The organism is Candidatus Solincola tengchongensis (genome assembly GCF_015711935.1).
Classification (GTDB): Bacteria; Actinomycetota; Geothermincolia; order Geothermincolales; family RBG-13-55-18; genus Solincola_A; species Solincola_A tengchongensis.
Map to the genome: position 1 here is coordinate 1 of NZ_JACVJJ010000007.1, position 8,453 is coordinate 8,453.

9 protein-coding genes are annotated in these 8,453 nt (G+C 57.1%); 3 read left to right on the forward strand and 6 right to left on the reverse strand.

Annotation, left to right across the window (positions count from 1 at the left end; translation table 11 throughout):
• From H7007_RS00110 to H7007_RS00120, 4 genes are all read right to left on the reverse strand, one after another.
• Positions 1–405: UPF0236 family transposase-like protein (locus H7007_RS00110; RefSeq protein WP_287152446.1), on the reverse strand; the 405-nt coding region annotated here is incomplete at its 3' end.
• 166 nt (positions 406–571) lie between these two features.
• Positions 572–796 (reverse strand): IS3 family transposase, encoded by a 225-nt coding sequence (locus H7007_RS13615; protein WP_350340590.1) that lies wholly within the window; start codon positions 794–796, stop codon positions 572–574.
• 50 nt (positions 797–846) lie between these two features.
• The gene (locus H7007_RS00115) at positions 847–1,092 is read right to left on the reverse strand and encodes a DDE-type integrase/transposase/recombinase (RefSeq protein WP_287152447.1); all 246 of its coding nucleotides are present in this window, start codon (positions 1,090–1,092) and stop codon (positions 847–849) included.
• Entirely contained in the window at positions 1,089–1,442 is a 354-nt protein-coding gene (locus H7007_RS00120; RefSeq protein WP_287152448.1) for an IS3 family transposase, read from the reverse strand. Before H7007_RS00120 ends, H7007_RS00115 begins: the two co-directional genes overlap by 4 nt.
• 372 nt (positions 1,443–1,814) lie before the next feature.
• Between H7007_RS00120 and H7007_RS13620 the strand changes: the two genes are divergently transcribed.
• From H7007_RS13620 to H7007_RS00135, 3 genes are all read left to right on the forward strand, one after another.
• Positions 1,815–2,543, forward strand: coding sequence for an integrase core domain-containing protein (locus H7007_RS13620; protein WP_287152449.1), 729 nt, complete (start codon positions 1,815–1,817; stop codon positions 2,541–2,543).
• A 151-nt stretch (positions 2,544–2,694) separates the two neighbouring features.
• Positions 2,695–3,852 (forward strand): porin PorA family protein, encoded by a 1,158-nt coding sequence (locus H7007_RS00130; RefSeq protein WP_287152453.1) that lies wholly within the window; start codon positions 2,695–2,697, stop codon positions 3,850–3,852.
• Between the two features lie 44 nt (positions 3,853–3,896).
• On the forward strand, positions 3,897–4,508 hold the full coding sequence (locus H7007_RS00135) for a hypothetical protein (protein ID WP_287152450.1): 612 nt from the start codon (positions 3,897–3,899) through the stop codon (positions 4,506–4,508).
• Between the two features lie 310 nt (positions 4,509–4,818).
• Here H7007_RS00135 and H7007_RS13625 read toward each other — a convergent pair whose 3' ends face one another.
• Positions 4,819–5,409, reverse strand: a complete 591-nt coding sequence (locus H7007_RS13625) for a transposase (protein WP_350340591.1) — start codon at positions 5,407–5,409, stop codon at positions 4,819–4,821.
• A gap of 196 nt (positions 5,410–5,605) precedes the next feature.
• On the reverse strand, positions 5,606–7,948 hold the full coding sequence (locus H7007_RS00145) for a hypothetical protein (protein WP_287152452.1): 2,343 nt from the start codon (positions 7,946–7,948) through the stop codon (positions 5,606–5,608).
• Positions 7,949–8,453 lie beyond the last annotated feature (505 nt).

Consider the following 8,453-nt stretch of genomic DNA (forward strand, 5'->3'; position numbering starts at 1 on the left):
GTCCACTTCCTCGGAGAGGAAGAAGGAGAGGTGCTTTCCCGCCCGCCGGAAGGAGGTCTCCGAGCACATCTCCAGAGCCTCTTGCTCGACGGCCGGGGTGGCGGCGAGCGAGCCCTTCTCAAAGCCCAGGGCCTCGTCCAGGAGGAAGCGGTGCTTGCCCTCGCGGTCCCGGTAGTATCGCCTCCTCACCTTGATCATTCCGAAGCGGGTGAGGACCGCTCTTTCTCGCATGCCGATGTTGCGCAAGCCCTTTTCTCTCCTCCTCATGAGCTCCTGGTCCAGATGTTCAAAGAAGGCCTTGAGCATGGCCCGGCCCAACTCAAAGACCAACTCGGCCACCCTTTCCTCTATCTCCTCTATACCCTTCGCTTCCTCCGCAAGACGTAGTATGATTTCGTTCAGCAAGAGAGATCACCCCTTTCTTCCTGCCAACTCGGCTTGGTTTGTCAGGATGATAGGGTGGTCTCTCGACTCTTTTCAACCCGGAAAGCGCCTACTGAAACGATACAGCACCATGGACTTGCCCCGTTTCTGTTGACACCTCACCTTGTAAGGACGGGATCTTCCGCCCTCACCTCCAAAGATGACCGAAACATCCTCTCATACTCCTCAGGGCTCTTGTAGCCAAGGGCCGAAGCCTCCTTCGCGGATCGTAGAAGCCCTCGATATAGCGGAAGATAGAGAGCCTGGCCTCGTCCCGGGTATTGAAACGAGTCCCGTGGATGAGCTCCGTCTTCAGGGTGGGAAAGAAGCCCTCCGCGCAGGCGTGCTCGTAAGGGTCGCCCTTGCTCCCCATGGAGGGGATGACCCCCACTCCCGGAGCGTTTTGCCGAAGGAAAGGGGGCCCTACTGGCTACCCCGGTCCGAGTGGTGGATGACCCCTTCTTTGGGCCTCCGCAGGGCGGCTGCCATACCCGAAGCGTCTATGACCAGATCACAGGAGAGGTCGTTCCTCATGGACCAGCCGCAGCACCTGCGCGCGCAGGCGTCGACGATGGCCGCCAGGTGGAGCCAGCCCTCCCGGGTGGGGATGCAGGTGATGCCTCCCAGGAAGGGCTCGTCCGCTCGGGTGGCGGAAAGGTACCGCCTCACCAGGTCGGGGAAGGCCGGCGTCTCCGCCTTGTCCTTGCCCCCCTTCTCTCTTTCCTCCTGGATATGCCCTCTGCACCCATTTCCCTCATCAGGCGGGCCACCCTCTTCCTCCCCACGTGGATGCCGCGGGCCTGGGCGAGCTCCTTTTGGATGCGGGGAGCCCCGTAGGCGGGAAAGGAGGGCCTGTGGATCTCCGCCATGAGGTTCTCGAGCTCCTCGTCCTCGGATCTCCTCCTCGATGGGCCTCTGTTCCTCGATGCGTGGCAGCCGGCGCGCGAGGAACCCAGCACGCCGGATGTGCGGGAGACCGCATGGTGCGTCTTCTCTTCGCCGATCAGGGAAAATTTCATCGCCGCTCTCCCCTCTCCCGGGCGAGGGAAAGCGCCGCCTTTCGGAGGATCTCTCTCTCCTCCTCGAGGATCCTGCGCTCCCGGCGCAGGCTCCTGAGCCCCTCCCGCTCCTCTGTGGTCAGGCCTTCCGCCTTGCCCTCGCAGGTGTCCGCCTGGCGCAGGAAGCGGGCGAGGGTCCAGTCTGAGACCCCATCTCCCGTGCCGTCTGGGCCAGGGTCCCTCCGCCCATGCGCTAGAGCTTCACCGCCTCGGCCCGGAGCTCCGGTGGGCAGGGTTTTCCCTGTGCCATGCTCACCCCTTTCTCCAGGGGCCCATTATCCCTCAGTCCAGGGTGTCAACGAAAGCGGGTCAGCTCCATCCCCCTGGCAGACGGTGGAGCTCGTATACGACCTAAGGAGAGAGCACCCCGCCTGGTCCAAGCACAAGATCGCCGTCATCCTGGAAAGGGACTACGGCATCTCGCTCTCCTCCTCCACGGTGGGGAGGATCAGGAAGAGAAAGGGCCTCTACGAAGAAAGGGTGTCCCGAAGGAAGAGCAGGGCGCAGTGGAGGAAGAAGAAGCGCCTGCGCTCCGAGCCCGGGATGAAGAGGGCCTTCCCGGGGTGCCTCCTCCAAATGGACACCAAGCACCTGTGCTACGGGGGCAGGAAATACTACCAGTTCACGGCCACATGCTGCTTCTCCCGCCTCTCCTTCTCGCGGGTCTTATCCTCTCCTAGCTCGGCCTGCGCCGAGAGGTTCCTCTCCGAGCTCAAGGAGTACATGCCCTTCTCCATCCTGGCCCTGCAGACGGAGGGTGGGAGCGAGTTCCTCCGCCACTTCGACCGGGCTACCGAGGAGCTCATCGCCCATTACTTCTCCCGGCCTTACTGCCCCAAGGATAACGCCTCCTCCGAGAGGAAGATCCAGACCACGAAGTACGAGCTCTGGGCCTTCCGGGAGGGCTACACGGTGGCGGAGCTCAACCGGATACTGGACGAATGGAACTTCATATACAACCACGTGAGGCCCCACCAGAGCCGGGGTTATCTCACCCCTATGGAGTTTCTGAACGCCTGGATGGAGGAGTGCAAGGATAGGGATGAGGTGTCCACGATGTAGTGAACCAGCACACACACTTGCTTGTAGATTTGGACATAGATATAGTATTGACACACAGTAGATCTTCGACATAGGTTACGGAGGGGTAGGGCCGTTATATCAGTTGATCGGAGGAAAAATGAAAAGATCGGCTGGAGGATGGGTCGTATTGGTGCTAGGTTTGCTGTTGGTTTTATTAGCGATCTTATGGTGGGCCTTCGCGCCGGGCCTGCTGGTTAAAATCCCAAAAGGCGTGAACACCACTATCTATAACGAGGGCAAATACACATGGTATGTAAACCCCCTTACTTACGAGCTCTTGCCAGAAGGTCAGGCCTTAGTGCTTCCCGCCAAGATCAAAGTGAACCTTCATTCAGAAGACGAAGAGTATGACGCCGATACCGCGGTTATCTCAGGCTCGGTAGAGAGTTCCATCGGCGACATAGCATTGCCCGAAATTACCTTCACCATAGTGTTGGACCGTTCAACGGCTGTAAACCAGTCTGATAGCCGTGCTTATATCATTCGCGAAGGGTTTTTGGTAGACCGTTCCGGCTATCTCTCTTATGTTTTCCCGTTTGGCACAAAGAAAACCTCGTACGACGTCTGGAAAGAGGAAATCGGAGCGCCTATGAGCATGAACTTCGTCGGCGAAGACAAAAGAGATGGCCTTACCGTTTTCAATTTCGCTGGCGGCTTCGAGGAAAGGGAAGTGCTTAAGGAATACATAGAATTCCTAGGCCTTCCCGCGTCCATAAGTGGTCAACAGCTCGAGGGTATATTGACCGCAATGGGGATTGATGCCCGCGAATTGCTGGCTTTGGCACAGCAACGAATGAGCCCGGAAGACAAGCAGGCACTCGACCAAGCCTTGGCCAAGGGTGTGCCAATCAAGTATTACTGGAGTTGCGATGTTTCCTACTCCGTTGAGCCTACGACCGGGTTGATAGTGGACTGCGACAGAGATTGGGAAAGTACAACGGTCAAGGTAGATCAGGATGCGTTGACTGGTATCTTTGCTATCTTCGCCAAGTACCTGCAGGATCCCGTACTGGGTCCTGTATTACAGCGCCTGGCTTCTGCAGGCCTATCTCCGGAAAAGATGTCTGGTGTGCGGGTTATGGAATACGAATTCAGCCAGACCGAGGAGTCTGTGAAAAGTAGTGTGGCAGATGCCATAAAAGGAAAGAAGGCGATCACCTTTGTTAAACTATGGATTCCGCTGATTATTCTCATAGTGGGTTTAATCGTCATGCTTGTGGGCCTTTTCGTCGCGCGCCGCAAAGGCAAAAGTGAGACGAAAGCATCCTCCTCCGGCAGCAAGCTATAGGCGCATTTCCTGGACGAGCTCAGTAACAGCGAAGGAGGCAGAGCATGGGGAACCAGAAAAGTGATATGAGTTCTAAGGATCGTTTCCTTTTTATCCAAGGTGCGTTGAGAAAAGCGATTACCCAGTACAAGCAGTCCGTTTTCGTTAACCTGGTCGGAGGATTAGCAGCCATAGCGATATTTGCAATCCTGGCAGCTACGGCGAAAGAGCGTGGGGCCAAGGGGAACGCTCTTGTTCTACTGATCCTTATATCGCTGGGTTTTATTATGCAATGGTTTTCTCCACTACGCTACCTGAATGACTTCAGCGAGCTCAGCGGGCTGACCCTTTTAAACATTAGCCGTGATCCATTGAAAAACCTGGACATCCTTAAGGTCAACCCTGCAGATTCTGGGCAAGAACTGGAAAGGCAGCTAATGGAGATCACGGAGGTGTTGAAAAAGCGTTACGAACGTGAAAAGGCCCTTCGCAGCTTTTCTACCCGCCTTGCCACGGTGACAGCAATAATAGTTGCCAATCTCATAATATGGCTTGTGTTCGACGAACCTGTGCGCGCGTTAATAAATGCTGTTGTAGGTATTATCTTGACCCAGGGTGGACTTCTCATTTCTAACAACGCTGCCACTCGGGCATATAATAAACTGAATCTGAGCTGATGCCGACATATTAAATACATTGAAAGGTCATGCCGCTTGAAAGTTAGCGATATCGCATATTTTTGCTCCGACCATAGTTTAACAGCAACTGGAACTGTGCAGAAGTTTAACTTGCAAACGCACAGCTTTTAGGTTGGCGAGATCTCGGTGATCGAAAAATAGGTAACGCCATGGCAGTTATCAATTATGTTTGATGCGCCTACGTATATTTCGATTACTGAGGGTGAAACCCACGATCCTATGTAAAATTCCGCTCTCCAAGATGAAGAGCTCCAATATCACGGAGTGGGTTAAGGAACGTTGATCTCCTCTACGGTATAGCAACTCGAGGAATAAAGGACAAGGCTCCGCCAGGGGTACCTGTTCTCGCTCCCTCGAGGCGAATCCGTGTCGACTGTGTCGAACAGGCTTTACGGCAAATAGGCGACGCGAGTCCGTTCCGGCCCCTTTTCCACCGTCTCCTCCAACCAGCAGGTGCATACCGAGGTAACGCCCTTCCAGTCTCCCATTCCTCCCACTGCTCAACACAGAGGGCGGTTATGAGCCTGAGGGCCGCTTCCCGGTCGGTGAAGATCCTCACCACCCGGGTCCTGCACCGGATCTCCTGGTTCAGCCTCTCCAAGCAGTTGGTGGTCCTAACCCTCCGCATATGGCTTTGCGAGGAAATGGGGGCAGAGAGCATGTCGTCTTGAGCCTGCTCCAACCTCTCCGCCACCTCCGGCCGTATCCTCTCACACTTCGCAACCGTCTCAGCCAGGAAACGGCTTGCCACGGAGAGATCGGGGGCATCAAAGACGGCCCGCAGCTCCTGATGCAGGTCCAGCTTCTGCCCTTTGGGGGCCAGGGAGAGGAGGTTGCGCGTGAAGTGGCGCTGGCAGCGCTGCCAAGCCGCGCCCTGGATGTGGCGAGAGAGCGGTGGCTTTCGTGGTCAAGGAACGATTGTCGTGTCCTTTTACAGTATTTATGGGCACTATCGAGGCAGATAGCCGTTTTTCCCGGGAACCCCGGCCTCTGAGCCATTTCAATTCTAGGAAAACTGGTAAAGCTGAAGGGGGTCAGTGGCCTGACCCCCTTCTTTGCTTGGAGCGGGCTAGTGGCTACCAGCCCGAGGTGTACCCCATGGTCTGGGGGTTGATGTTCGAGCCATAGGCCTCGAACTGCGATTTGGTCATGTAATGCAGTACGGGATGGTAGTCTCCCATCTTGCCCGCCCAGTTATTGCCTATTTGGTTCTTGTCGTAGAAGGCCGCGGACCAGGCCGTATTCCACCAGGGGAGGTTGTTCTCGTCGGGATCGTATGTGGGGAGGTCCCATTCGGGAACCACGCTCTGCCAGCGCAGGAAGATGCTGGCGTCGGAGAGACTGGTGCCGTAATTCACCCAGGTGACTCCGTTAGCCGCCGTGGCGTTGGCGGGCCGGTTGGCCGCGGTCGAGAAGACGATGGTGTACCATCCGTTCTTGAGCACGATGTCCTCGTCGCAGACATTGGCGTACATTACCCCCACTTCGTAGGCGTCATCCGGCGCTTCTCCGTAGACCGTGAAGGAAAGATAGCGCGCCTGCCCGCCCTGCGTGGTCGCTTGGCCGCTCCTGGTCTTGGGGATATTAGGCATTTTCCCGGTGATGACAAGGACCTTGTCGCTCCCCATCTGCATGACCCTGGTTAAGAAGTTATTGTATACACATAAGGTGAAATAGGGTTCGTAGCATCCGGGCGGCGGCATGTCGGCACCCCGCCCGCTGTAACACTTGTCTAAATCGCGAATCCTGCTTTTGACTCCCCATTCGCCTCCCATCCAGAGCTCGAGCAGCCAGTTCTCCGGGTTGTCGCATATCTCTTTCCCGATAGCCTCGGCATACATAAGCCAGCCGCCGAAGACCTTGGCCCAGCCGAAGCTGGAGTTCCAGGCCCACTCCGGATTCCTGGCCGGGGTTGAGACCCCGGGGGTGGGGAAATTGGTGCGGCGCCTGACCACGCGCATGTCGTGCTTGATCCAGAACTTCTCGCCCGTGGAGAGCTCCAACCACACCTTCGGGAGAGCCACGCCCGCCAGAGGGCCTTTGCCGGCGTCGGGGACGTAATAGCGAAGCCATAGGTAGCCGGGTCCGATGGCCCCCTTGCCGCCGGCCCCCATGTCCTCGAAGGGTCCGGCTACACGGGTGTTGTTCTGCGAGTTGCGCCAATTCCCTGGGGTCATCGAGCCAGGGGCGATGGCCTCGTTCAGATCACGCGGGTTCCCCTTCTCCAGGTTGAAGTAAAGGTGGTAGTGCCGGTTGGTGGCGTTGCGGTTGGCTCCCACCCGGAAGGGATTGACGTGTCCGGGGTCGGGGTTGATGTCCGCGTCCACCATGGGCACATCCATGTTCCCCTGCCCCCCCGTCCATACGGGAAAGCGGGGATCGTAAGGAGGGGAGACCTGCACGTCGAAGAAGCGGCAGTGCGGGAAGTCCCCCTCCATGACCAGCCGCGACCCGAAGGGGGCGAAGAAGGCCGGAATGAGAATATAGGTGCAGTTGGGATCGGGGGCCTCCCGGTAGAGTTCCTGGAAATTAGGGTTCGGGGAGTAAGTGGCCGGCCTTACCAGCCATACATCCTCCGGCCTCACCTCCTCGGGCCGGCAGAGCACCCAGTCCGGGTTGAAGGTGTTGTTGCAGACCGTGTCCGGAGGAAGCAGGTTATCGGGAAGTTTGGCCGGCACCTCCCCCCGCAGCCACCTGCGGATATAGTTTTCAAGGTCTTGAGAGAGCGCGGTTACCTTGTTGGTCTGGTTGTTGTAGTAGGTCTCGGTGCGGTAGCTCCAGTCCAGGGTCCATGAACCCCAGAACATCCCGTTGAACATATTAACACCGTACTCAGAGTTATCTTTCACCTTGGCCGAGAGCACCTCGTAGGCGCCGATGTATCCCGGGGGGATAAGGTTGGCGTCCGGCTCCTTGGCCTTGACGTTGGCGCTGGCCGTCTTGCCTCCGTAGCTCACATTCACCTGCCCCTCGCCGTAACCTCCCGCTATCATATCCCCGGCAAGATTGGTGCTCCAGATCACCTTGGGGCCGGTCAGGCTGCTGTATTTCAGTTTGTTGGGGTCCTGGGAGATGCTAGAGCCTGGCACTGCCATGGTAAAGGCGTCCAGGCCGGTCTTCTCCTTCTCGAACCAGCCGTAGGTCGTGGTCCATACGGGCGGGGACCCGGCGCGTGTGCAGTCGGGGTCTGGGACACCGTCGCTCCACACCGGCTCCACCTTGAACTCCACGATATCGTAGATGGCCCAGCCCTCCCAACTGGAAGGGGTGATCTTGAGCGAGGTCACGGTGGGTTGCGCCTGGGCCGTGCCGGGAGCTCCCAAGGGCATTAAGGAGAAGGCCAGGGCGAGGAGGGCGATCATCGCACTACAACGTGCGACCCGTCTCCAGCCGCATTCCTTTGTTCTTGTACTGCTCATGTCTTCCCTCCATGGTTATCCATCTCTCCCGTCCTTCGAGAGGATCGTCTCCGCGCATCAAATGATGCAAGAGTCAAAGTACGGTCTCATTTCACCTCCTTCCTGGGGGTTGGCTGCGATGGTGGAACGGCGTAGAGGTGCGGTCGATGCTTCCCGAACATGCCGCTCTGTAAGTAATGAAAGAATCAAAGTATAGCCTAACTCACCTCCTTCCCGGGGGTTAACGGCGATGGCGGCACGCGAAGCGCTACAGTCGATGCTTCATATAAATGCCGTTATTCGACGAATGTTTTGGGTGATCTAGTTTTTGGGTGATCTAGTGGTCCAGGCCGCCCCACCAACTTCTCGATCCCCTTTTCCGATCTCACCAACACATTTGGTAGCGTATAAAGATTTGTGTCTGGACTCTTAGAAAGGCAATAGATAGCCTTCCTCTTGTAAGGAGAGCAACCAAACAAGGAGGAAGGCTATGGCTAAACTCGATAAACATGTCTCAAGGGAAATG